At 36.1% G+C, this 24,181-nt stretch carries 20 protein-coding genes; 7 read left to right on the plus strand and 13 right to left on the minus strand.

Annotated elements, in window-relative coordinates:
* Window positions 1–289: 289 nt before the first annotated feature.
* From B0E44_RS07730 to B0E44_RS07745, 4 genes are all read right to left on the minus strand, one after another.
* The gene (locus tag B0E44_RS07730; RefSeq protein WP_077372547.1) at window positions 290–3,556 is read right to left on the minus strand and encodes a type IX secretion system membrane protein PorP/SprF; all 3,267 of its coding nucleotides are present in this window, start codon (window positions 3,554–3,556) and stop codon (window positions 290–292) included.
* Window position 3,557: 1 nt separating this feature from the next.
* Entirely contained in the window at window positions 3,558–5,084 is a 1,527-nt protein-coding gene (locus tag B0E44_RS07735) for a gliding motility-associated C-terminal domain-containing protein (protein ID WP_165688779.1), read from the minus strand.
* Window positions 5,085–5,277: 193 nt separating this feature from the next.
* Window positions 5,278–6,564: a hypothetical protein gene (locus tag B0E44_RS07740; RefSeq protein ID WP_077372553.1), complete on the minus strand. Its 1,287-nt coding sequence runs from the start codon at window positions 6,562–6,564 to the stop codon at window positions 5,278–5,280.
* A 118-nt stretch (window positions 6,565–6,682) separates the two neighbouring features.
* A complete protein-coding gene (locus tag B0E44_RS07745; RefSeq protein WP_077372556.1) occupies window positions 6,683–7,129 on the minus strand; it encodes a hypothetical protein in 447 nt (148 codons plus the stop codon).
* 400 nt (window positions 7,130–7,529) lie between these two features.
* Here B0E44_RS07745 and B0E44_RS07750 point away from each other — a divergent pair, with 400 nt between their 5' ends.
* The 3 genes from B0E44_RS07750 to B0E44_RS07760 are packed head-to-tail and all read left to right on the plus strand — an operon-like array spanning window position 7,530 to window position 9,615.
* The gene (locus B0E44_RS07750; protein ID WP_077372559.1) at window positions 7,530–8,666 is read left to right on the plus strand and encodes a DNA polymerase III subunit delta'; all 1,137 of its coding nucleotides are present in this window, start codon (window positions 7,530–7,532) and stop codon (window positions 8,664–8,666) included.
* 6 nt (window positions 8,667–8,672) lie between these two features.
* A complete protein-coding gene (locus B0E44_RS07755) occupies window positions 8,673–9,056 on the plus strand; it encodes a DoxX family protein (RefSeq protein WP_077372563.1) in 384 nt (127 codons plus the stop codon).
* A 49-nt stretch (window positions 9,057–9,105) separates the two neighbouring features.
* Window positions 9,106–9,615 (plus strand): acyl-CoA thioesterase, encoded by a 510-nt coding sequence (locus B0E44_RS07760; RefSeq protein ID WP_077372566.1) that lies wholly within the window; start codon window positions 9,106–9,108, stop codon window positions 9,613–9,615.
* Window positions 9,616–9,781: 166 nt separating this feature from the next.
* Here B0E44_RS07760 and proC read toward each other — a convergent pair whose 3' ends face one another.
* From proC to serS, 6 genes are all read right to left on the minus strand, one after another.
* Window positions 9,782–10,558, minus strand: coding sequence for a pyrroline-5-carboxylate reductase (gene proC, locus B0E44_RS07765; protein ID WP_077372569.1), 777 nt, complete (start codon window positions 10,556–10,558; stop codon window positions 9,782–9,784).
* Between the two features lie 138 nt (window positions 10,559–10,696).
* Window positions 10,697–12,049 (minus strand): magnesium transporter, encoded by a 1,353-nt coding sequence (mgtE, locus tag B0E44_RS07770; RefSeq protein WP_077372572.1) that lies wholly within the window; start codon window positions 12,047–12,049, stop codon window positions 10,697–10,699.
* Window positions 12,039–12,818, minus strand: coding sequence for a 16S rRNA (adenine(1518)-N(6)/adenine(1519)-N(6))-dimethyltransferase RsmA (gene rsmA, locus B0E44_RS07775; RefSeq protein ID WP_077372575.1), 780 nt, complete (start codon window positions 12,816–12,818; stop codon window positions 12,039–12,041). The genes mgtE and rsmA overlap by 11 nt, the downstream gene beginning before the upstream one ends.
* Window positions 12,819–12,908: 90 nt before the next feature.
* On the minus strand, window positions 12,909–13,220 hold the full coding sequence (locus B0E44_RS07780; RefSeq protein WP_077372578.1) for a DUF4286 family protein: 312 nt from the start codon (window positions 13,218–13,220) through the stop codon (window positions 12,909–12,911).
* A 142-nt stretch (window positions 13,221–13,362) separates the two neighbouring features.
* Complete coding sequence (locus B0E44_RS07785) at window positions 13,363–15,141, minus strand: tetratricopeptide repeat protein (RefSeq protein ID WP_077372580.1); 1,779 nt, start codon at window positions 15,139–15,141, stop codon at window positions 13,363–13,365.
* A 97-nt stretch (window positions 15,142–15,238) separates the two neighbouring features.
* A complete protein-coding gene (gene serS, locus B0E44_RS07790; RefSeq protein WP_077372583.1) occupies window positions 15,239–16,510 on the minus strand; it encodes a serine--tRNA ligase in 1,272 nt (423 codons plus the stop codon).
* A 250-nt stretch (window positions 16,511–16,760) separates the two neighbouring features.
* Here serS and B0E44_RS07795 point away from each other — a divergent pair, with 250 nt between their 5' ends.
* Window positions 16,761–17,276: a ferritin gene (locus tag B0E44_RS07795; RefSeq protein WP_077372586.1), complete on the plus strand. Its 516-nt coding sequence runs from the start codon at window positions 16,761–16,763 to the stop codon at window positions 17,274–17,276.
* A 511-nt stretch (window positions 17,277–17,787) separates the two neighbouring features.
* On the opposite strand, the gene B0E44_RS07800 is transcribed toward B0E44_RS07795, so the two are convergent.
* Window positions 17,788–18,111 (minus strand): single-stranded DNA-binding protein, encoded by a 324-nt coding sequence (locus tag B0E44_RS07800; RefSeq protein ID WP_077372589.1) that lies wholly within the window; start codon window positions 18,109–18,111, stop codon window positions 17,788–17,790.
* Window positions 18,112–18,690: 579 nt separating this feature from the next.
* Here B0E44_RS07800 and B0E44_RS07805 point away from each other — a divergent pair.
* The 3 genes from B0E44_RS07805 to B0E44_RS07815 all read left to right on the plus strand — a co-directional run bounded on the left by B0E44_RS07805 (window position 18,691) and on the right by B0E44_RS07815 (window position 23,215).
* Complete coding sequence (locus tag B0E44_RS07805) at window positions 18,691–20,220, plus strand: bifunctional GNAT family N-acetyltransferase/carbon-nitrogen hydrolase family protein (RefSeq protein WP_077372592.1); 1,530 nt, start codon at window positions 18,691–18,693, stop codon at window positions 20,218–20,220.
* A 242-nt stretch (window positions 20,221–20,462) separates the two neighbouring features.
* On the plus strand, window positions 20,463–20,816 hold the full coding sequence (locus tag B0E44_RS07810; protein WP_077372595.1) for a DUF2116 family Zn-ribbon domain-containing protein: 354 nt from the start codon (window positions 20,463–20,465) through the stop codon (window positions 20,814–20,816).
* Between the two features lie 11 nt (window positions 20,817–20,827).
* Window positions 20,828–23,215, plus strand: a complete 2,388-nt coding sequence (locus tag B0E44_RS07815; RefSeq protein ID WP_077372598.1) for a M28 family peptidase — start codon at window positions 20,828–20,830, stop codon at window positions 23,213–23,215.
* Window positions 23,216–23,292: 77 nt separating this feature from the next.
* Here the strand turns inward: B0E44_RS07815 and B0E44_RS07820 are convergent, their stop codons facing one another.
* Together B0E44_RS07820 and B0E44_RS07825 are read right to left on the minus strand one after the other, a co-directional pair.
* Window positions 23,293–23,775: a DUF4440 domain-containing protein gene (locus B0E44_RS07820; protein ID WP_077372600.1), complete on the minus strand. Its 483-nt coding sequence runs from the start codon at window positions 23,773–23,775 to the stop codon at window positions 23,293–23,295.
* 280 nt (window positions 23,776–24,055) lie between these two features.
* Complete coding sequence (locus B0E44_RS07825) at window positions 24,056–24,178, minus strand: FeoB-associated Cys-rich membrane protein (RefSeq protein ID WP_077372603.1); 123 nt, start codon at window positions 24,176–24,178, stop codon at window positions 24,056–24,058.
* Window positions 24,179–24,181 lie beyond the last annotated feature (3 nt).

Genomic DNA, 24,181 nt, shown 5'->3' on the forward strand with positions numbered 1-24,181 from the left:
CTTTAAAAAAAATCATCTAGGGGCAAGAAGAATTTTAAAGAAAACCACATTTTTAATTAAATTCTAAATTTTAACACAAAAAATGAAATTTCTCCTTATTAACACTTAAAAAAGAGGATTCCATTTGTTGTATTTGTGTTTTTTTAATAAAATCGACATTATAAAATATTTCTTAAAAAGTCGATTAAGATTACAAAACATCGATTAACGCGCTAAAAATAAACATTCTATAAGAATAATAAGCATTTTTTAGAAAAATTTTTAAATCTATAATTCCATCAAAATTATATTATTTCTGAATTTTTACAATAACCATTTTTCCATTATAAGGCTTCTTCCCTTTCTCGCCTAAAGCCTGTGTAGCTTCATCCAAATTATCGAACATCGCTTCATAAATAAAATACTTACTAGAACTTGCATCATAGAAGAAATTCACTTCTTTTTGACCGGCAGCCACTGTTTTAGTAACGAATGCATCTCGTTTTTGAGCATCAGTATGTACCGCCAAAATTACGTAATACCCACTTTCAACATTTTTATTGTTTTTAATAATCTGCATGTTGGACTGACTTTCACCAAAATCAAAATCTTCTGGTTTCAATGGGGTAGTGCTAACTTTTGTTGTTTCTTTTATACGTTTCAGAGTTGCCAAATCTTGCGTATAACGATCTTGGTCATTCAAGGAAGCTGCACGCTTGATTCTACGTTTCTTCTCAATCTCGGTTTCCACTTTAATTTGTTCAAGTTTGGCAGCCATCATAGCATTAGATTGCTCCGCTTTTGCCTGTTCTGCTTTTAAATTCTCAATAGTTTTTAAATAATTCTGATTGATTAAGTCATTTTTCGGAGTCTTTTTAAGTCTTTCAGCATAAAGTCTATTAAACTCATCCAAAGATTCAGCCTGAGCTCTATTTACCTCGGCAATTTGTGCCTTAATAGATTCCAACTCGGCATTTTCACCAGATGTACTTTTGAATTCTACTGTAGTTTTTACAATACCTTTATCACTTAAATCATTTTCTTCCCTCATTTCTCTCAATGCTTTTTGCTTATTGGCAACAGAAGCATCCAGACGACTTAACAATTGTTGTTGTTTACGCTTAGAATCTTCAAGTGTTTTGGTCAAATTATCCATTGATTTACCATACTCGTCTTTAGGCATAGCATCGGCCTTGGCTTTGGCAAGTGCCTCAACAGCCAATTTAGCGGCGGCGGCGGCTTCAATTTTATCTTGCTCAGCCTGAGCTGCGGCAGCGGCTTCAGCATCAGCTTTCGCTTTAGCATCTGCGGCAAGTTTCGCAGCGGCAGCATCCGCTTTGGCTTTATTCTCAGCAGCTAATTTAGCAGCAGCCTCGGCATCTGCTTTTGCTTTAGCATCAGCTGCAAGTTTTGCAGCGGCTGCATCAGCTTTAGCTTTGTTATCAGCAGCCAATTTAGCGGCGGCAGCATCGGCATCAGCTTTAGCTTTGGCATCAGCAGCCAATTTAGCTGTGGCTGCATCGGCAGCAGCTTTTGCTTTAGCATCAGCAATTAACTTAGCAGCAGCTTCAGCATCAGCCTTGGCTTTATTCTCTGCGGCCAACTTAGCAGCTTCAGCATCGGCTTTGGCTTTATTCTCAGCAGCCAACTTAAGAGCAGCAGCTTCGGCATCAGCCTTGGCTTTATTCTCAGCAGCCAACTTAGCAGTAGCAGCTTCAGCATCGGCTTTAGCTTTATTCTCAGCGGCCAACTTAGCAGCAGCAGCTTCAGCATCGGATTTAGCTTTATTCTCAGCAGCCAACTTAAGAGCAGAAGCTTCAGCATCGGCTTTGGATTTATTCTCAGCAGCTAATTTAAGAGCAGCAGCTTCGGCATCAGCCTTAGCTTTATTCTCTGCGGCCAACTTAGCAGCTTCAGCATCGGCTTTAGCTTTATTCTCAGCAGCTAATTTAGCAGTGGTAGATTCGGCATCGGCTTTGGCTTTATTCTCAGCAGCCAACTTAAGTGCAGCAGCTTCAGCATCGGCTTTAGCTTTATTTTCAGCAGCTAATTTAGCAGCGGTAGATTCGGCATCGGCTTTGGCTTTATTCTCAGCAGCCAACTTAAGAGCAGAAGCTTCAGCATCAGCCTTAGCTTTATTATCAGCGGCCAACTTAGCAGCAGCAGCTTCAGCATCGGCTTTAGCTTTATTATCAGCAGCCAACTTAAGAGCGTCGGCTTTGGCTTTGTTTTCGGCAGCAAGTTTTGCAGCAGCAGCATCAGCTTTGGCTTTATTGTCAGCAGCTAATTTAGCTTGAGCAGCTTCTTTTGCTTTCATTTCAGCAAGTACTTTTGCTGAAGCATCAGCATCAGCTTTCGCTTTAGCATCGGCAGCTAATTTAGCTTTGGAAACTGGCTCTGGCTTTTTATTTGCTAAAGCTAATGCAGCTGCATCAGCTTTAGCTTTCGCATCAGCAGCAATTTTCACCTTTTTAGCCTCTTCAACAGCATCTGCTTTCGCTTTAGCATCTGCAGCTAATTTCGCTCTGTTTTCGGCTATTTTTTGTTGTTGAGCTGCCTTAGCATCAGCAGTAACTTTGGCATCTGCCTTTGGTTTAGTCGTCGAAGTTTTTTGTATTGGTGCTGGCTCAATAAGAGCTCCTTCTTCTTCATCATCCCCATAATCAAAATTACTATTTTTGAACTTATAGGCTAACACAATTATATGTGAGCCACCTAGATCTGAGATATCACCCAATCCCATTCCATAAGAATATTCAAGAGCAATCTTTGGAGTAATATTAAGTCCTAAACCGGCGGTCATTCCTAAAACAGAATGATACCCCCCTTGCACCCAAATTCCTTTTGGAATGGTAAACATGGCCGAACCCGAGAAAATAGTTTCTTCTTTATTTATTTCAGTTTTGATTAAACCGGAGAATTTACTTTTGTCGAAAAACCCATAGGAATCAACGAAGCCAGTATACATGACATGCCCAACTATCCCTTTATTAGGATCATCTTTTAAAATCCCAGAACTAAAATTATAGGTAACCAGGTTATTGAAAGCTAAACCGAAATCAAAAAAAGCGGTTCCGTAGTTAATACCAGGATTAATAGTCATTACAGTATTTGAAGGTATATTATCCAAGGATGGATCAGGAAAATTTGAAACCACTTTTCCACTATTCACCCCACTTTTATAAGCACTCAAATTGATTCCAAAGGTTAAATTGCTATCTTCCTGCAATAAAATATTATGAGCAAAATTGGCAACCAATCCAGTCGTTTGAAGTACCCCTTGCGTTTGTTGAAAAACACCTAACGCTAAACCTTCATTCTCTTTGAAACGTCCGGAATAGCTTAACAAATAAGTTGTAGGAGCATTTTCAAAACCAGCCCATTGTGTCTTGTTAAACAAAGTGACATAGGCACTTTGCTGCCTTACAAAACTAAATGTTGGGTTAATTACAAACGAATTAAATTTCAAAGAATTTCCAGGTGGGATAACATAAGATACGACACCGTCTTCTTGTTGAGCATAGAAAACATGCAGAGAGCAGCAAAAAAAGAAAACGCTTAATAAAAATTTTTTCATACTATTTCACAAGAGTTATCGAACCCTTTTTGGCAGATCCGCCAGTTGGAGTAATTATATAATAATAAACGGGATTGAAATTATTAAACTCTATAGCTGTTTGTGGCCAGCCATTATAATTATCATAACTATCAGTTTCAAAAACAATTTCCCCCAATGAACTCAAAATCACAATATGGGTATTTGTTCCCGCTAAATAATTGTCAGGTATAACCCATGTATCATTTGCACCATCACCATTTGGCGTAACAATATTTGGAATTTTCGGAACATTAAAATTCACTTTAAAAGAAACTTCGAAAGGAAACTCATCGGAAATATTACATCCCGTATTTTGTGTGACAACCCCCTTATACTTTCCTTGAGCAGTAATATCTATAAAATTTTTATCCGCACCAGGTATAGCTACACCCTCCAGAAACCATTGATAAGAAGGAGCTGTTGCATTAGAAGTAATGGTTGCATTTATTGTTTCTCCCTCGACAATATTATTAACTTTATCAAGATCTACACCAGATATTGTACTGTTTGTTGTTAACACCTTTAAGTCTATTGTACCTGTTGACTTACATCCACCAAAATCAACATCACAAGTATACACCCCTGGCAAACTCGTTTGATAATTTTGAGTGATTGCACCCGCAATTACTGTATTATCTTTTTTCCAAACATAGGAATTACCGGCAGTTACTGATAAAGTTGTGTTCCCTAAACTGGAACAAAAAGGATTTCCTGCACTGGAAACAATTGCTGCAGAAGCCCCACTTGAACTAGTGACAGTTACACCTTGTGAACGAAAATTATCATCAGAACAAAGACCATAATCTAATTTGGCATAATAAACCCCTGGTGTACTTACAACCAAAGAACTTGAAGTTTGCCCAGAAATTAAAGCATCATCTTTGTACCAATTATATTGCAATTGAGGATAATTCGCAGGAGAAGAATTTGGTATGGAAGGTGTTGGATTATATATAGTAAGAGTAACACTCCCTCCAATACAAAAACTAACAGAAGGCAGGTTGTTATTGATTGCAAAAGAATCATTATAGGCTTTATAATAAGCCGAGAATGATTTGGTACTGACAGTACCCTTAATAGTAAAAGGTGTACTGGAGACACCAGTAGAACTTGTCACTCTCAATCTGTAGGCGTTAGATCCAACCAAATTTGTTGGGATGCCAAAAACCAATGTTTTATCTGTTGCACTATCAGGAGGCGTTGTCGTAAGAGGAGGTAAATTCGTCGTAGAAATTGGTGTTGTAAACGAACCCGTTGCATCCGAAAGTTCAACTTTGAATGTGACATCTGAAGCAAAACCCGAAATGGAAAATGAAGCTTGATATTCATTAAAAACTTCACCTGGTTTAGTAGGATGCGGCCCGCCAGCACAAATCTGATTGAATTCTAATATTTTAGGATTTATTTGCTGAGAAAATAAGCTCTGGGTAGAAGATACTACAACAAACAACATCCAAAAAAACATAAATGCGCTAGAAGAAAAAAAGGGAGTAGGTTTGCTTTTCATATGTTGATATTTATTGCTATTCATAGGGGCATATGCAATTCGCAAATAATCATTTTACTCTCAACCAATCCAAGGTTAAGGACATTCTTATTAAACTGAATGTAAAACTACTTTAATTAATAAAATGAAAGCTAAACCTTCTTATTATTAGGTCCAACTTTCATTTTATAAATTTAAAATATAGTTATAAATTTTATTTAGTAGCTGCTGTAAATTTTGAAAGTGCCAACCTAAAATCTGGTCGTCTTGGATTTGCAAAATCATTAAAGGTTTCTAAATTTGTTGTTTTAGAATACAAATTAAAGAATACACTATTACCGTAATAACTCTCTAAATCTTCATTTTCAGTAGAACCTTCGGTAAAAATATTTCCATTACAGAAATTCAAATACATTTCTTCGATTCTAATTTTCTTAAGATTCTTGTCGTTGATTTCAATTTTATTATCAAATACAACTGCTGGACTAAATCCAGAAATCACACTTTTTCTTAAAACCAAAGAGCAATTCTCAGCCACATAGACACCTTCTTTAACTAAACCTGCTTTAATATCCTGATCTATATTATCACTATCATTTGCAAGAGTTAAATTAGTGGCAGTAACAAGAGTTTGTTTTTTGGTAAAATCTACGTCATCTTTCTTAATATAAGAAGAAACGTCCAAACAGCGTGATCCACTTACACTTGATAAATAAGATGATCTAACTGCTAATGAATTATCAATTTTAGCTTGTGCACCTAAAGTAAATTTAAAATCAATTCCGCTAGATTTATAAGAAACCATTTTAGTCATTACTGGCTCACCTCCTAGAACTTCAAAAGAGTCTCCTAAGGCATAACTTACCATAATATTTTCTAAGATAGTTTTGTTTCCAATTCCTCCAAGTAAAAGAGCATTAAAACTTTCCGAAGAACCTCTCTCTTTTTTACCCGCATATTCAATTCGAACAAACTTCAAAACACCAGAAGAGCTTGCTGGATTTAAACCTCCATATGTTGTCAAGCTTGGGTCTAAATCAAAATTCACTGAAGAATAATTTCCAAACTTATTAATTGGGGCATCACCAAGAATAACAATACCTCCCCAATCACCAGCTTTTTTAGTAGATTTATTAGATGTGAAAACGATTGGATCAGTTTCTAAACCTTCTGCAATTATTTGTGCACCTTTAGTAATAATCAAAGTCCCTTTTGATTCACCATCTCCAATAATCACTGTACCTGGTTCAATGGTAAGAACTGCATTATTAGTTACATATACATTACCTTGGATAATATACACATCCTTTTTTACAAGTTTAGTATTCTCTGTAATATTACCAGCCAGAATTTGTGTTGGTTCACCGTATTCAGCTTTACCAGGTTTAAATTCAGTCCAGTTATTCAACCAATTGCTTGATCCAATTATTCCTTTCTCTTGTTGTGCATTTACATTGCAAACAGTCAAAAGGAAAACCCATATAATAAATATATTTTTCATAGGTTTGGGGTATTAAATTATTATTCGTAATCTCTGTAGGTCAAGAGTTTATTATCTCATAAAGAGTAAAAGATCAAACTTAGCTTAAGATTGTAACATCTTTTCTAAAAAACATTTTTTATTGATGCTCAACTTCATGAAGTGATTTCAAAGTTTGCTCATAGAACAAAACCATAGTCACAAGTTGATTTTTATCTGCATAAGGAAGCATTTTTCTTAAGAAATTTACAGTAATTTCTAAATAGGTTGTTGTTGCTTCAGTTTCTAAATCCAATGCTTTTCTGTTATCAGCATCGTCTGGAATACCTAAATCTGTCATAGTTACTCCTGGTTTAGTAGCCAACGCAATATTTGGTAATATTTTGACAATTACTTTCATACGCTCAATGTACAATTCTACCAACTCCCCTTTAGACATTGCTCTAAGTTGCTTGTCATCATAGTAAGTACGGATTGCAGCACTAGTGCTAATAATACTTTTTGGCATATTTGGTTTTGCTTGCGCGAAGCCTTTCGATGTTAAAGCTAACATAACAATACTGAAAAAAATAATTTTCCCTTTCATATCTTGGATTTATTAATTAATAAAACAAAAATATACAATTAAATTGAATTTGCAAGTCCTGCACAAAAAATTAAAGACATTTTAAATTACACTTAACTTAAAAAAACTGTCTTACACCGAGTAAACACATCATTTTATCGAGATAAATTGGATTTAAAAAAAATAAATGTTAATTAATATTTGGTAATATAAATGCGTTTTTTCTTGTAAATTTTTGTAATAATAAACTTCATAAAACAAAAAGCAGAAAAATAATACAGAAGTTATTAACAGTCGTTGGTTAAAAAGAATTCTAATAGTACATCAATTCGTGTTTCATATTACAACTCAAAAAAATTGCAAGAAACAAACTTTCTAAAGGAAAATTTTTGAAACTATCATTTTCTCCTATCTTTGCTTCATGGAATTTTCAAAAATTTTAGGGCAAGAATATATTAAAAATCACTTAATCCAAAGCGCTAATTTAGGCAGAATACCCCATGCTCAATTGTTCGTCGGACCTGAAGGCAGTGGAACTCTAGCCATGGCAATTGCTTATACTCATCATATTCTATGCAACAGTAATGGAATTTTAAACGAATCCTGCAGTCTTAAATTCCAAAAATTATCCCATCCCGATTTACATTTTATCTACCCAACAGTAACTACCGAGGAAGTCAAAGCAAAACCAAAAAGTATCGATTTTATTGCAGATTGGAGACAGTTTGTTTTAGAAAATCCTTATGGCGGATTATTTGATTGGTATGCCAAATTGGGTGTGCAAAATAAACAAGGTGAGATTCGTGTAGATGATGCTCAAGAAATTTTAAAATCACTTTCCTTAAAATCATATGAAGGCGGATACAAAATAATGATTATTTGGATGGCCGACAAAATGAACATTGCCGCTTCCAATAAACTACTCAAATTACTTGAAGAACCACCCGAAAAAACAGTTTTCATTCTCATCTCCGAAAATGAAGAAGATATCATCCAAACCATTCGCTCACGTTGTCAAATCACCCATTTCAGTAGTTTGAGCGAACAAGTTATTGCTGACGGACTCATTGAAAGGGAAAAGATTGAACTTAAAGAGGCTTTAAAAATTGCTCATCAATCGCAAGGGAATTATAACAAAGCCTTACATCTATTATATGACGACCACGAATCCTTGCCATTTGAACAATGGTTTGTCACATGGGTACGTGCAGCATTTAAAGCTAAAGGAAACGCAGCGGCCATACAAGATTTAATTGAATGGAGTGAACAAATTGCAACATTAGGAAGAGAAACTCAAAAAAAATTCCTTCAGTTTTGTATCGAAATGTTCCGTCAGGCCATGTTGCTTAATTATGAAACCAAAACTCTTGTTTACATAGAACCCAAAGTTGAGAAATTCAAACTGGAAAATTTTGCCCCTTTTGTAAACGGAAACAACATTACTGAAATATTTAAAGAATTATCAGATGCGATGTATCATATCGAACGCAATGGTAACGCAAAAATTATCTTAACCGATTTATCCATAAAATTGACCCGTTTAATTCATAAAAAATAAAACCCCATGAATAATATTGCCTCCATCTTAATCTTAGTTTTTTTAGCAATTACCTTTTTACAATCATCTCAGGATAAATTATTTCACTGGAAAGACAATATCGATTGGCTTAAAGAACACTTTGCCGAAACCCCTTTGCGTAATCAAGTGCCATTGGCTCTGGTAAATGTATTAATCCTAGAATTAATTTCAGGGATCTTGTGCGTGGTTGGTGCCATTGAAATAGCGGTAAACAGTGGCAGAATCTACGGTTTATATGGCGCTATTTTTTCTTGCATAACGCTTATCATGCTATTATTTGGACAACGTTTGGCCAAAGACTATGACGGAGCCAGAACCATTGTATTGTATTTCATTCCTTCGGTGATGGCTGTATATTGGCTTAACTAAAGAGTCAAATTCAACTTAAATTAAAATTAATAATTCTCATATAAAAAGTATGACACCTAAACATCCTTCTGAATCCTTAACTATATTGACCGATTTGGTTTTACCGAGCGAAACCAACCCTTTGAATAACTTATTTGGAGGTGAATTGTTGGCCAGAATGGATCGTGCGGCAAGTATTGCCGCTGGAAGACATTCACGCCGAATTGGTGTTACAGCATCAGTAAATCATGTGGCTTTCAACAAATCAATTCCACTAGGTAGTGTTGTAATTATAGAAGCCAAAGTATCCAGGGCATTTAAAAGTTCTATGGAAATTTATCTGGACGTTTGGGTAGAAGACCGTCAGTCCGGAAACAGAACCAAGGCCAACGAAGCAATTTACACTTTTGTGGCTGTTGATGATACTGGAAGACCAGTAGATGTTCCACCACTCGAACCCGAAACTGAATTGGAAAAACAACGCTACGACGCCGCTCTAAGAAGAAAACAATTAAGCTTGGTTCTAGCTGGTAAAATGAATCCACATGAAGCTACCGAATTGAAAGCTTTGTTTGCCTAAAAGACAAAAATACCTTAATACCCCTTTAAGATGTGGTGTTCCGCGTAAAGGATGGAAGCAAGTTACCGAAGTAACGCGGACAGCCTGACAGCATAAAGGAAAGGGATCGAATCACCGTAATAGTGAGTTGATCCCTTTTCTTTATGGTGGCACGCCCAAGAGATTTTTATCCCTTAATTTGTTTCAGAGAGGTTTTAATTCCTTTGATTAAAGAAGAACTGAAACCGTGTAATTCCATTTCGTTTAATCCTGCAATCGTGCAGCCTTGCGGCGTAGTTACACGATCGATCAATTGTTCTGGATGTGCTTTTTCCTCAAGAAGCATTTCGGCGGCGCCTTTGACGGTTTGTGCTGATATCGCCAAGGCAGTCTGCCAGTCAAATCCAATTTCGATTCCAGCCTGCATCGATGCACGGATGTAGCGCAAAGCAAAGGCAGTTCCGCTTGCAGCAAGAACTGTCGCTGCATCCATCAGTTTTTCATCAATAATAGGAGCGGTTCCCAATCCTTGAAAAAGAGTTACGGTTGGCTGGGCTTTTTCTTTGTTTTTTTCGTGATAGGCAATACAAGTAGCCGATGCGCCAAATTGTGCAGCAATATTTGGCATAATACGCACAGCGCTGTGGGTGTCGCCTATCTTATTCTGTAGATTCTCGATAGAAAGTCCACTTACCGCCGAAGCGATTACTTTGTTTGAAATAGTAGGCAGTATCTCAGCCAAAACGGTATCTACCTGATACGGTTTTATGGTCAGAATAATAACATCTGCTTCTTGAATGTTGCTCGTATTGTCTGTATCAACAGTAATTCCCAATTCTTTTAAATGTGAAATAGGCGCTAGATTGCGTCTGGTTACGGTGACTTGATTATTTTTAGTAAACTTTGCTATTCCTATTGCGACAGAAGCGCCAAGGTTTCCTCCACCTATGATGTGTACTTTCATTCTGGTATATTTTATCTTTGGTTAATATGTTGAATCCTGAAAAAATTGAACCACAAAGTACACGAATTATCCCGAATTTATTATTTTTAAATTTAAATAAATTCGGGTAATTTGTTATTTTATAATTATGGGTTTAAGTTAAAATCCTAAGATTAATTTGGCAATAGAAAAATAAATAAGAATGCCGCAAATATCATTACTTGTTGTAATAAACGGGCCTGTTGCCAATGCAGGATCTATACCAAATTTATGGAGCAATAAAGGCACAAAAGTACCAATAAGCGAAGCTATAATAATTACCGAAACCAAAGCAATGGTTACAATAACCCCTATAATTATCTCAACATTGAGCAGAAAATGACTGCCCAGAAATAAAATCAAGGCTAATATGAGTCCGTTTAATAAGCTTAGTGAAACTTCTTTTATCAATCGGTTAAAAAGAGACCCGCTCAAGGTATCGTTAGCCAAACCCTGAACAATAATTGCCGATGACTGTACCCCAACATTACCTGCCATTGCAGCAATAAGCGGGGTAAAGAAAAACAATTTCCCGTGTTCAAGCATTGCACCTTCAAATAAACCAAGAACTTTTACGGTGATGAACCCACCCAAAAGTGCCAAAACCAACCAAGGCAAACGCGCTTTTGTTAAATCTAAAATACTATCATCCGCTTCTACGTCTTGGGAAATACCAGCTGCTAATTGGTAATCTTGATCCGCTTCATCTTTAATTACATCAATAATATCATCAATGGTGATTCTGCCGACCAAACGTCCCAATTCATCTACAACAGGGATCGCTTCCAAATCGTACTTTTGCATAATTCTGGCCACCTCAACATCCTCAGTATCGACATTTACAGAATTAAGTTTCCGTATGTAGACATCATTAATATTAGTTCGGGTCGAAGTTGTCAATAAGTCTTTGAGAGACAGTCTCCCCTTTAATCTGTCTTCATCATCAACCACATATATAGAATGTACTCTGGAGATATTTTCGGCCTGAATACGCATTTCTTTTACACAAGTAAGAACATTCCAATTTTCGTTGACTTTAACCAACTCCTTGTGCATGATTCCACCTGCTGTATCCTCGGCATATCGAAGCAGCTCAACAATGTCTTTGGCGTGCTCTACGTCCTGAAGCTCGGAGATAACCTCAGCTTTCTTCTCTTTGGAAAGTTCCCCGATAATATCGGCAGCATCATTGGTTTCTAATTCATCAAGCTCTTCGGCAATCTCTTTTGGCGAAAGCCTGCTTAAAATATTTTCTCTTAAATCGTCTTCAAGTTCTAATAATATTTCGGCCGTTTTTTCACTGTCTAAAACCTTGAAAATATAGGTAGCCTCATCAAAGTCCAGTTCATCCAAGACTTCGGCAATATCAGCATGGTGCATATCATTCAATAAAACTTCCAGTTGCTGGTCGTCCTTATTTAGAATGAGCTGCTCTAATTCTTTTATTAATTCTTTGCTGATTTTAAACTCCATCGGCTTCTATTTTTTGGGTCAATGCAATAAATTCTTTGTAATCCAATTGTTCAGGACGAAGATTAAAAACGGTATCTTCTCTCAAACTATCGGACAAATTTAAGGTTTTTAAACTGTTACGCAACGTCTTTCTGCGTTGCTGAAAAGCCGTTTTCACTACAGTAAAAAACAATTTTTCACCACAAGGCAGACTGAAGTCTTCTTTCCTGCGCAAACGCAAAACGCCCGACTTCACTTTGGGCGGCGGATTGAACACATTTTCATCTACGGTAAACAGATACTCTGCATCATAAAAAGCCTGGGCCAAAACCGAAAGGATTCCATAAGCCTTGGTTCCCTTTTTTTCACAAATGCGTTCTGCCACTTCTTTCTGAAACATTCCTGCAAATTCAGGAATCTGATTACGGTATTCCAATGTTTTGAAAACAATCTGCGTCGAAATATTATACGGGAAATTACCAATTATCGCGAATTGCTTTCCTGCAAAAACTTCGTTGATATCGTATTTCAGGAAATCCTTTGAAATGATTCGATCTTTCAATTTATCATAATGAACACCCAAATATGCAACCGATTCGGTATCAATTTCGATAACGTAGGTATTGATTGGTTTGTCCAATAAGTATTTGGTCAGCACTCCCATTCCTGGACCTATTTCCAATACATCTTCATACCCTTCTAAATTCAAAGTATCTGCGATGTCTTTCGCTACGCTTTCGTCTTTTAAGAAATGCTGTCCGAGGTGTTTTTTTGCTGTTACTTTTTCCATATTGTCATTGCGAGGCACGAAGCACTCTCGCCGTATTTTGGGTTTATTTTCTCGCAGTGACGCAAAGGCGCAAAGCAATCTTTTTAATCATTAATGCTCTGAAATGACTTGTAATTCGGTTCTAAAAGTCAGCATTTTATCGCCAAACAATTTCAAGCCTTCTTCTCTTAATCCAGGAGCATCTTCTTGGTAATATCTTTCTAATGTTTCCTTGCTGTCTGTCGTATATTGAACCGAATAGGTAACTCCTCCCATTTCTTCTTCTACCAAAACACGAACTAAACGCGCTGAAATAAATTTCCCGCAAGCCAACATTTCAGGAATGTGTTTGTGTTGCATCCAGATCATCCATTTGTCGTGAACACTTTCGTGTATGTTTGTAGTAACGTTGTATATTATCATTGTTTTAAGTATTAAGATTGGAGAATTAAGTATTAAGACTTTAAAAGAATTTATCAACTCTCATTATTCTCTTTATTCTCTATGCTTCTGCAATCTGTTTTCTATATTCTATTCTCTATATTCTGCCTTCTGAAATCTAAAATCACAAATTCGTGTCTCCTCGCAATTCTCTGAATTTCCTTCTTGCATCTACAAAATAAATACTATCCTGATGGCTGAAGATGATTTTCTCGTACAATGCCTTGGCCTTATCGGGTTGTTGCAATTGCTTATTGTAAATATCTGCCGAAAAATACAGAGCCTCATCTATGTAAATCCCATCATTATGATGGTCAATTATGTCTTGATATTGTGCCAAAGCTAAAGTAGTATCTCCTAACTTTTCATATATTCTTCCCAATCGCAATAAAGTTACTGACTCAATTTCCTGTCCTTTGAAACTTTTTAGAATAGACTGAAACTGAACAATAGCTTCTTGATTTCTATTTTGGTACAAAAGATAATCTCCTTTGGCAAATTGCTTCAACGCCGTTTGGGTCGAATCGGCAACGGTATTGTCATTAATCAGCAAAAAATACTCCAAAGCATCATTAGCAATCAACTGCGTACTGGCCGTTTTTAACTCCTTAAATTGTTTCAAAGCCCATTCAAAATCAGCTTTAAAATAACTTGTTTTAGCCGATTTCAAACTTGCTTCATGCGACAGCACATTGTTTTGCAGATTTTCTTGAATCTGCGAATAATAGAGCAATGCCTGATTGAATTTTTCTTCGGAAAGTAAAATGTCAGCCAATTCCATTTTACATTGTGCCTGATCAAACTGATTCAATTGCATTTCCATGGCACGCTTTATAATGGCTTTACCTCCAACAGGATTCTTCATTATAAAACTAACAAAATGCGCTTGTTTCAGCTGCAAAGATAAAGTAACCGGACTTATGCCGTACTGTTTTAACAAAAGATCAAATTGGGTCTTGATAGCAACAAAGTCCTTTTCTTGTGCTTTTTCCATTTTCATTTTCAACAAATAAGAATGAGCTTGCACAATCAAATCTACATCGGTAGTATTCTCTAACACATAATTCATAACCTCTATAGCGACTTCATTATCTCCCTCTTCGATAGACATTTGTCCTAAATTAAGGATGCCAAATAGTGATTCCGGATTGCGTTTATAGATAGCTTTTTCCTGAATAAAGGCTTTTCCAAACTCTTTTTGTTGCATATAAAACCAACTCAAAAACTGATTCCAGAAAATATCTTGGGTTTTTTGAACTCTAATAATCAAGGCTTTCCGGAGACTGTCATTAAATTTAGATTCTCCATCGGTGGACATATAACGAGTCAACTGGTTTTGAATCACCATAGCCGACTGTGGATTTTCGAACGCTTCATCCAAAAAATTGGCAATCATCTGGTCTGTATTTCCCAATTGCCCATACAACAGAGCGGTTTGATATTTAAAATCAAAAGTTGGCACCAATTCACTGGCAACCAAATAGGATTTTAAAGCATATTCCAGCAGTACTTTCTTCTCAAAAGTATTGGCAACACCATAAACATCATTTGGATTTTTTCGGATATTGTCTATCGCATCATCGTAATACTTTTTGGCTTTAGTTTCATTTTTCTGTAATTGAAAATTATAACCTAATTCGACCAAAAGTGTAGCTTGCTTGTATCTGTCCAATCGTTCCTGAATTGCTTTTTCAGCTGGTGCAAATTGGAGTAATTGTTGCATACAGTCAATTTTCCGTTGAAAATAAAAAGGATTGGTAGGCAATCCATCTGATAATTCCTGATAACTGACCAATGCTTTATCAAAATCACCTTTGTCATAATAATACTGCGCCAATTGCTCGTTTTGCGAAAAACAAACCAATGAAAAAAACAGGACAATATATAGAAAGAGTTTTTTCATTTTTAAGTGCAATTCGTTTCGTAAAACATCAATTTTTATGAACCATATAAGTCATCTAAGATTTGTAACAAACTTAAATAACTTATATGGTAACTTTTTAGTCTATAATATCAAACCCACAGTAAGAACGCAATACTTCTGGAATTACGATTCCTTCGGGAGTTTGGTAATTTTCTAAAATTCCGGCCAGCACTCTTGGCAAAGCCAATGAACTTCCGTTAAGTGTATGTGCCAATTGGTTTTTACCGTCTTTATCTTTGAAACGCAATTTCAAACGATTCGCTTGAAAAGTCTCAAAATTAGAAACAGATGAAATTTCCAACCAACGCTCCTGAGCAGTAGAATATACTTCAAAATCATAAGTCAAAGCCGATGTGAAACCCATATCTCCTCCGCAAAGGCGTAAAATTCGGTATGGCAATTTCAATTCTTGAAGAATTCCTTTTACGTGTTCAACCATATTATCAAGTGCTGCATACGAATTATCCGGATGCTCCACACGAACAATCTCCACTTTATCAAATTGGTGCAAACGGTTCAAACCACGTACATGCGCTCCATAAGAACCCGCTTCACGACGAAAACAAGGCGTATAACCCGTATATTTAACTGGTAATTCACTTTCATTTAAAATGACGTCTCTAAATATATTGGTTACCGGAACCTCAGCAGTTGGAATCAAATACAAGTCATCTGTAGCATCATGGTACATTTGACCTTCTTTGTCTGGCAATTGTCCCGTTCCATAAGCAGATGCTTCGTTTACCAAATGTGGCACTTGCATTTCTTTATACCCAGCTTCTGTGTTTTTATCCAAGAAATAATTGATCAAAGCGCGTTGCAAACGAGCTCCTTTTCCTTTATAAACAGGGAATCCTGCGCCGGTTATCTTTACTCCCAATTCAAAATCGATTATATCATATTTCTTAACCAATTCCCAGTGTGGTTGCGCACCTTCGTGTAATACGGGGATTTCACCTTCCTCAAACACGTTTAGATTATCTTCTGGTGTTTTTCCAACAGGAACAATATCGGCAGGAAGATTGGGTAAAGTATATAATTTCTCTGTTAATTCATTTGCCAAAACATCAGCGGTTTCGGCCAATGCTTTGCTTTTTTCTTTTAACAGAACCGTTTTTTCTTTAAGAATTGCCGCTTTAGATTTTTCGCCGGCTTTCATCAATTCGCCTATGTCTTTGGATAATTTATTAGATTCGGATAAAGTATTGTCCAACTCCACTTGTGTCGCGCGACGTTTTTCATCCAGTTGTACCACTTCTTCAACAATCCCTTTGGCATCCATATTTCTTTTGGCCAAAGCATTGATTACTTTCTCTTGATTCTCTCTAATAAATGCGATTTGTAACATATTTTGATTTTTATAACTAAATAATGACAGCAAATTTAAGGAAATGTTTGCTAACAATCAGACAAAGTTTCGGGCGGTTTTATTTTAGTTTTTGGGCTACTATTTGGAGTCAATCATCTGTTTGAATGACTTTTTACTATTATGTACTAACATTTTAAAGATTCTAAATTAAACCCAACTGTTTCTTTTTAGGAACAAAACGAACAACATTCAACAATTTTTTTTCTAATTTTACTAAAAACTAAAAATCATGTTACTAAAAAATATTGAATCAGCGCTGAACAAACAAATTCGTATAGAAGCAGAATCTTCTCAAACCTATCTATCCATGGCTTGTTGGGCAGAAGTAAATGGTCTTGAGGGAATCGCAAAATTTATGTACGCACAATCGGATGAGGAGCGTTTACACATGCTCAAATTAATCAAGTATGTGAACGAACGAGGCGGTCATGCTAAAGTTACCGACTTGAAAGCCCCAAAAACCACTTATGAAACTTTCAAAGGGATGTTTGAAGAGCTTTACAAACACGAAGTTTTTGTTTCGGAATCTATCAATGAGTTGGTGCATATTACATTTGAAGAAAAAGATTATGCTACCCATAATTTCTTGCAATGGTATGTAGCTGAACAAATTGAAGAAGAAGCAACAGCCAAATCAATTCTCGACAAAATCAACTTGATTGGTGATGACAAAGGCGGACTGTATCTTTTTGATCGTGACATTCAGCAAGTGGCCGCTGCCAATGCTGCCGCTCCAGTCAAATAATTAAGATACCTCTTACTAAATACTATTCCCAAAATGTTTGAATTGCATTTTGGGATTTTTTTTGCTTGAAAAAATGTTAAAATTTATTTAGAACAGATAAAAATAATATACTTTTGCTTCAGTTTTAATTCTTTACACATTGAGCAAGAAAGAAAAAGAGAAGAAAAAGAAAAAGGATAAAAAAACGGATATCCTTAAAAAGATAAAAGTGGCCGAAAACTGCAAGTCTAGTTGTTGCGAAAAATACATGAAAAGTGAGAAAAAACGTTGCAGCCGTTGCCCTATGTTTGACTTGCTAAAAAAAACAGCTTAGTTCTATATAGCAGATAGAATTGCATAAATAAACATTTTTTAATTGCCTGTTGGTTTAAAATGAACCCTCGTAATAGTTAATTTATATGTATTGAAAAAGAGTTCCGTTTTCACGGAGCTCTTTTTTTTTTGTGGTAACCGATAGCTCAAAGACAGCATTTGGTATTTAAGAAATTATCTGCTATCTCAATTCTGAAACCTACTTCCCAAGTAACATAATTTCGCTTACGACCACTTCGGTGATATATCGTTTTTCTCCGTTCTTGTCGTCGTAACTTCTGTGTGTTAATTTGCCGTCTATGGCAATTTGTTTGCCTTTGGTTACGAATTTTTCTATGATTTCTGCTGTTTTACCCCAGGCTACTACGGTATGCCATTCGGTTTGGTCTACTCGTTCTCCTTTGTCGTTTTTGTAGCTGTCATTGGTAGCGATGGTCAAATTGGCTAATTTTTTTCCTCCTTCAAAAGATTTGATGATTGGGTCATTTCCTGCGTTTCCGATTAATTGAACTCTGTTTTTCATGGCGTGTAAAATTTAAATGTTAGTGTGTATATGATTTTTTATTGAAATTGACATTTGCTATTGTTATTGATATTGCATTTGTTTCATTTCGACATGGCAAAGATGCGATGACTTCCAAAAGTTATTCGGTTGCTAACTACTTACTTTCGGTTGTAATTATTTGTAACCGTTTGTAAATGGGATTTTTTGATTATATTTGAGAATCGGCAAATAATAAAGATTGTATTGCTCCTGATTCAGCAACTGATATTAGGCCACGGATGACACAGATTAAACGGATTCTACACGGATAAAAATTAGTGCACATATTAAGATTTATCTTTTGATAGTTTGAAATTAAAAAATCTGTGACAATCAGTTTAATCCGTGTCATCTGTGGCCAATTTTAAAAGTGTTAATCACAAACAAACACAAAACCATAAATCCTAATTAGCCCTGATAGAGCCGATATCCTCGTAACGCAGTGAAGAGATAAAGGCGAAAGCAGGAATCCATGCCAAAAAATAAAACCTATTCTTTCGCTCCAAAAAATTGAAATAATGTTTCTTTAAAATAACTATTCATATAAAATTCTCCATTATGCAGGCCAAAATAAAAAAAGTAGAATTGCGGAATTTAGCTTTTGAGGATTACAAACAGCTCAAAAACTCGATGGTGGAATCGTATCCTGAAATGGCGGATTCCTATTGGCGTGCCGATGATATAGAGAGATTATTAGGTATTTTCCCCGAGGGACAATTGGTTATTCTCGTCGATGGAAAAGTGGTGGGCTCTGCCCTATCCTTGATCGTAGACGAAAGACTTGTTGACAAAAAGCATAATTACCTGCAAATAATAGGTGATTATACGTTTTCGACCCACAATCCAAATGGGGAAATATTGTACGGAATCGATGTTTTTATTCATCCTAATTATCGCGGTCTGCGTTTAGGCAGGCGTTTGTATGATGCCCGAAAAGAATTGTGCGAAAAATTAAACCTCAAGTCAATTGTTTTCGCGGGGCGCATTCCGAGTTATGGCCAGTATTCCGATAAAATGACTCCCAAAAAATACATTGAAAAAGTAAAAAGCAAACAATTGCACGACCCTGTGCTTTCGTTTCAGCTGAGTAATGACTTTCACGTACTACGAATCATAAAGAACTATTTGGCGGGCGATGAAGATTCCAAAGAATTTGCAGTTTTACTGGAATGGAACAACATCTATTTTGACGAAAGTCCGAGATTAATAAACACGGAGAAAAATGTAATTCGGCTAGGCTTAATTCAATGGCAAATGCGATCACTGGGTAATCTCGAAGCTTTATTCGAGCAATCAGAGTTTTTTATCGATGTGGTTTCGGGCTACAGTTGCGATTTTGCGGTTTTCCCCGAATTGTTCATAGCGCCCTTAATGGCCGATTACAATCACATGACCGAGGCCGAAGCGATTCGAGAACTGGCTAAGCATTCTGAACCTATTCGGAAACGGTTTCAAGAATTGGCCATTTCGTATAATATCAATATCATTTCGGGCAGTATGCCGTATCTGGAAAATGGCAATTTGTACAATGTGGGATTTCTGTGCAAAAGAGACGGAACTTCGGAGATGTATACCAAAATTCATATAACGCCCAATGAAAAGCAACATTGGGGAATGAAAGGCGGATCGGAAATTAAGACTTTTGATACCGATTGCGGCAAAATTGGAATTATGATTTGTTATGATGTGGAGTTTCCGGAAGTCTCGAGAATCATGGCGGATGAAGGAATGAATATACTATTTGTTCCCTTCCTGACCGATACTCAAAACGCCTACATCAGAGTAAAACACTGTGCCCAAGCTAGAGCGATTGAAAACGAGTGCTATGTTGCCATTGCGGGTTGTGTGGGGAATTTACCAAAAGTAAATAATATGGACATTCAATATGCGCAAGCGGCAGTTTTTACGCCTTCGGATTTTGCTTTTCCAAGTAATGGTATCAAAGCCGAAGCCACTCCGAATACAGAAATGACTTTGATTGTCGATGTCGATTTGCGCTTGCTAAAAGAATTACACGAACATGGAAGTGTGCGAATTTTGAAAGACAGACGAACCGATTTGTATGAAATAAAAAAGATTGAAAATTGAGATTATATTCGAAATCGATTATAACCATATAAGTCATATAAGCTCTTAATTTATGTATAAACAAAGTAAAATTAAAAGTTCATTTAAGGATAAGAACGGAACCTAACAGAGATGGTTTTCTACTTATATTCTCTTTTCCCAATCTATTAACGAGCTTATTTTTTATTCAAACTTATATGACTTATATGGTAAGCATTTTTTCCGGATTGATTTAAAAATAACAGCCTTAAAAAAGTAAAAATATGAAAACCTGCCTTGAATGTGGAGATCCCATTGTAGGTCGCGAAGACAAGAAATTCTGCAGCGATGGTTGCCGAAATGCCTACAACAACAAAATAAATAAGGATAGCACGAATTATATGCGCAATATCAATAACAAATTGCGCAAAAATTACCGAATTTTGTCGGAGCTGAATGTGAATGCCGATGGAAAATCCAAAACAACTCGAGCCAAATTGATGAGCAAGGGTTTTGATTTTGAGTTTTTTACCAATGTTTTGAATACCAAATCGGGTAATACCTACTATTTCCTGTACGACCAAGGCTATATGGTTTTGGATAATGATTTTTATATGCTAGTTAAAAAAGATATTTAATACCCCCAATTATGAAAAAGAATTACTCATCCATAATAACTGTTGTCATCATCCTCGGGATTTTGGGTTTTTTATTTGGATTCCTAATGCCTTCGTGGTCACCTAATGAAGAGAATAAAGTAACGGAGTTTTCTACTAGCCGAGCTTTGGAACATGTTAGTGCGATTGCCAAACAACCGCATTATGTGGGCACCAAAAACCACGAAGTAGTGGCCAATTATATCATAAAAGAACTGCAAAAACTGGGCTTGGAAACTACTGTTCAGGAAGGTTTTACGCTGAGTGATTGGGGGAATCTTGTAAAATCCAAAAATATCATGTGCCGTATTGAAGGAAGTGCAAACGGTAAAGCTTTACTCCTACTATCACACTATGATAGTGCACCACATTCGTTTTCTCATGGTGCGAGTGATGATGCATCAGGTGTGGCGACAATTCTAGAGGGAGTTCGGGCTTTTTTGAATGCTAAAACAAAAAACAAAAACGACATCATAATTTTGTTTACCGATGCGGAAGAATTGGGATTGAACGGTGCTGCACTTTTTGTAACCGAACATCAATGGGCTAAGGAAGTAGGATTGGTATTGAATTTTGAGGCACGCGGTTCTTCTGGACCAAGTTATATGTTGATGGAAACCAACAAAGGAAATGGTGGCTTGGTAAAGGAATTTGCCAAAGCGGGCGCAACTTATCCAGTATCAAATTCACTGATGTACAGTATTTACAAAATGCTGCCGAATGATACTGACTTAACAGTCTTTAGAGAACAAGGCGATATTCAGGGGTTTAATTTTGCTTTTATCGACGATCATTTTAATTACCATACCCAACAGGATGATGTGGCTCATTTGGACAAAAATACTTTGAAACATCAGGGTTCTTATTTGATGCCACTGTTGAATTATTTCTCAAATGCCGATTTGAATGCTACGGTTTCTACAACCGATGATGTTTATTTCACGATTCCGTTTACGTTTATCAGTTATCCTTTTGACTGGGTATTTCCGATGACACTGATTGCGGCTGGTCTTCTCATTATACTAGTGTTTTTGGGTAAAGTCAAAAGAATGCTGAAACTGAATGATATCATGAAAGGCTTTTTCCCTTTTTTGGGCGCTTTGATTTTCACTGGATTGATTACATATTACGGCTGGAAAGGATTACTGCTATTGAATCCGCAGTACAATGATTTGCTCAACGGATTTACATACAATGGACACGATTATATTACTGCCTTCATATTACTGAGTCTTTCGATTTGTTTTTTCTTTTATCAGATAGCCTCAAAGCCAAAAGTGACGATGAACCATTATGTGATTCCGCTTATATTTTGGATTGTACTGAATGGGTTCCTTGCCAATAGTTTGCGTGGTGCAGGATTCTTGATTATCCCAGTATATTTTGGACTGATATCTTTTGCCGTTTTTATATTTAGTCAAAGATCCAATTGGATTGTCAACCTTATTTGCGGTATTCCGGCCCTGTTGATTATTGCTCCGTTTATCCAAATGTTCCCTGTAGGTTTGGGATTAAAAGTATTATTCGGAAGTGCAATTTTAACTGTTTTGGCATTTGCATTACTATTGCCGGTTTTTGGGGCTTTCACCAAAAAAGGCAGCTGGTCATTATTCTTCTTTTTAACGGCTGTACTATTTTTAGCGAAAGCGCAATATCACTCAGGTTATGAATTGGGCGAAGCCAAATCCAACAGTTTAATTTATCTCTACAATGCTGATAACCAAAAAGCCTATTGGTTAACATACGACACCAACCTAGATTCTTGGACGAAAGGTTATCTAGGCGAAAAACCAAAAGGCGCAAAAATATTCAATGATTTAAAGCTGTTCAGCAAATACGATTCGGAGTTCACTCATGCCGCCGAAGCACCAAACAAAGGAATTGCAAAACCAACAATTACTTTTCTTAAAGACAGCACAGTAGGCTTTAAAAGATATCTAAAAATACAAATCACTCCAAATCGAAAAGTCAATCGCTATGATGTTTTTGCAAATGAAATCATGACTTTTTACAATTTCAAAGCCAATGGAGTTAGTACATTGGGGCAAAAAGGAACAGAGTTAGAACGAAAAGGTAAAAAACTGTTGAGTTATTATGTGGTCAATAACGAACCTTTGGTATTGCAATTTAGCATCAACAGAGCCACTGTTCTTGATATGAATGTGATGGAAAGTTCATTTGATTTGATGGTCAATCCAATGTTTGGGATGACTCCAAGAGAAAACTGGATGATGCCGATGCCTTTTGTGTTGAATGATGCAATAATCATTACCCAAAAAATAAAACGAACTCCAAAATTCATTGCGCCTGTTGTAAATCCTAGATTAGTACAACCGGAATTAACAGATAGTTTGAAGGTGGCGAAAGATAGTCTGCGATAGTCGTTATAATAAAAAAAGCAAAAGAGGCTTTTCACTAGTTGAAAAGCCTCTTTTCTGTAAATGAAATTGACGTGTTATTAGTTTGGTAAATCAGAGGTGCTCATGTCTCTAAGGCAAACATACTTACCATCTCTTTTTACAAATAAACTCATGTAGTTTCCTGAATTCACAACTGCTTCCGTAGAATCAACCACTTTATAAGTGCCAACTTCCACAACCTGGTTTGCGTCATTTGAAACAAACACCTCTTCGGTTTTAAAGGAGATTTTTCTACCTTTCGAAATGGTATCCCTGTGTGTTTTTAAAAACTCAACTATTGCAGTTTTACCTACTATTGGTTCACTATTTTGCGGATACGTTATGGCATCATCAGCATGATATCCAATGTCTTTGACTATTCCAGCATTATAAGTATCTGCAAATTCATTTTCCTTGGCTTGGATTTCTTCTTTGATTTGGTTCGTGTCAATTACAGCTGCAACTGGTTCTTCTTTTTTACAGGAAATTAATAATAACAATGCACTTGATACAACTAATCCTTTAATAAACGTTTTTTTCATAATAGTAAGTTTTTTTAAATAAATGCATTAAGCAATTGATAATTAATGACATAAATTTAAGATAAAAAATGATATGAAATGCTTTTTATATCAGAAATTCGGGCGTTTTTACATTGTTTTGCTTTAGAATACATACTACTCATATCTTTTTTTAACAAAAAAAGTAGTTTAAATATAGCATGAAGTAAATGCTTCTAAGATTTGTATAAAAGTATTTGATTGACAAGGAATACGTTCCTTTTGCAAAAAATTGAAAGTTTTTTATGAATTTAAAATTCAGTTAACTGCAGCCACAATCGCCATTCCCGCAATTTTTATTCGATTTTTTTTTGAAGAAAAATTTTCGAATCAAAAAAGCAAGTGCGATTCCAAGTACGGCAAAAGCTATTATTTCCTGAATCATAAT

Source organism: Flavobacterium sp. A45, assembly GCF_002001005.1.
Lineage (GTDB): Bacteria > Bacteroidota > Bacteroidia > Flavobacteriales > Flavobacteriaceae > Flavobacterium.

Excerpts from the sequence above, each read along its gene's own strand:
- B0E44_RS07730 (WP_077372547.1), bottom strand. The coding sequence starts at position 3,556 with ATGAAAAAATTTTTATTAAGCGTTTTCTTTTTTTGCTGCTCTCTGCAT.
- B0E44_RS07735 (WP_165688779.1), bottom strand. The coding sequence starts at position 5,084 with ATGAAAAGCAAACCTACTCCCTTTTTTTCTTCTAGCGCATTTATGTTT.
- B0E44_RS07740 (WP_077372553.1), bottom strand. The coding sequence starts at position 6,564 with ATGAAAAATATATTTATTATATGGGTTTTCCTTTTGACTGTTTGCAAT.
- B0E44_RS07745 (WP_077372556.1), bottom strand. The coding sequence starts at position 7,129 with ATGAAAGGGAAAATTATTTTTTTCAGTATTGTTATGTTAGCTTTAACA.
- B0E44_RS07750 (WP_077372559.1), top strand. The coding sequence starts at position 7,530 with ATGGAATTTTCAAAAATTTTAGGGCAAGAATATATTAAAAATCACTTA.
- B0E44_RS07755 (WP_077372563.1), top strand. The coding sequence starts at position 8,673 with ATGAATAATATTGCCTCCATCTTAATCTTAGTTTTTTTAGCAATTACC.
- B0E44_RS07760 (WP_077372566.1), top strand. The coding sequence starts at position 9,106 with ATGACACCTAAACATCCTTCTGAATCCTTAACTATATTGACCGATTTG.
- proC (WP_077372569.1), bottom strand. The coding sequence starts at position 10,558 with ATGAAAGTACACATCATAGGTGGAGGAAACCTTGGCGCTTCTGTCGCA.
- mgtE (WP_077372572.1), bottom strand. The coding sequence starts at position 12,049 with ATGGAGTTTAAAATCAGCAAAGAATTAATAAAAGAATTAGAGCAGCTC.
- rsmA (WP_077372575.1), bottom strand. The coding sequence starts at position 12,818 with ATGGAAAAAGTAACAGCAAAAAAACACCTCGGACAGCATTTCTTAAAA.
- B0E44_RS07780 (WP_077372578.1), bottom strand. The coding sequence starts at position 13,220 with ATGATAATATACAACGTTACTACAAACATACACGAAAGTGTTCACGAC.
- B0E44_RS07785 (WP_077372580.1), bottom strand. The coding sequence starts at position 15,141 with ATGAAAAAACTCTTTCTATATATTGTCCTGTTTTTTTCATTGGTTTGT.
- serS (WP_077372583.1), bottom strand. The coding sequence starts at position 16,510 with ATGTTACAAATCGCATTTATTAGAGAGAATCAAGAGAAAGTAATCAAT.
- B0E44_RS07795 (WP_077372586.1), top strand. The coding sequence starts at position 16,761 with ATGTTACTAAAAAATATTGAATCAGCGCTGAACAAACAAATTCGTATA.
- B0E44_RS07800 (WP_077372589.1), bottom strand. The coding sequence starts at position 18,111 with ATGAAAAACAGAGTTCAATTAATCGGAAACGCAGGAAATGACCCAATC.
- B0E44_RS07805 (WP_077372592.1), top strand. The coding sequence starts at position 18,691 with ATGCAGGCCAAAATAAAAAAAGTAGAATTGCGGAATTTAGCTTTTGAG.
- B0E44_RS07810 (WP_077372595.1), top strand. The coding sequence starts at position 20,463 with ATGAAAACCTGCCTTGAATGTGGAGATCCCATTGTAGGTCGCGAAGAC.
- B0E44_RS07815 (WP_077372598.1), top strand. The coding sequence starts at position 20,828 with ATGAAAAAGAATTACTCATCCATAATAACTGTTGTCATCATCCTCGGG.
- B0E44_RS07820 (WP_077372600.1), bottom strand. The coding sequence starts at position 23,775 with ATGAAAAAAACGTTTATTAAAGGATTAGTTGTATCAAGTGCATTGTTA.
- B0E44_RS07825 (WP_077372603.1), bottom strand. The coding sequence starts at position 24,178 with ATGATTCAGGAAATAATAGCTTTTGCCGTACTTGGAATCGCACTTGCT.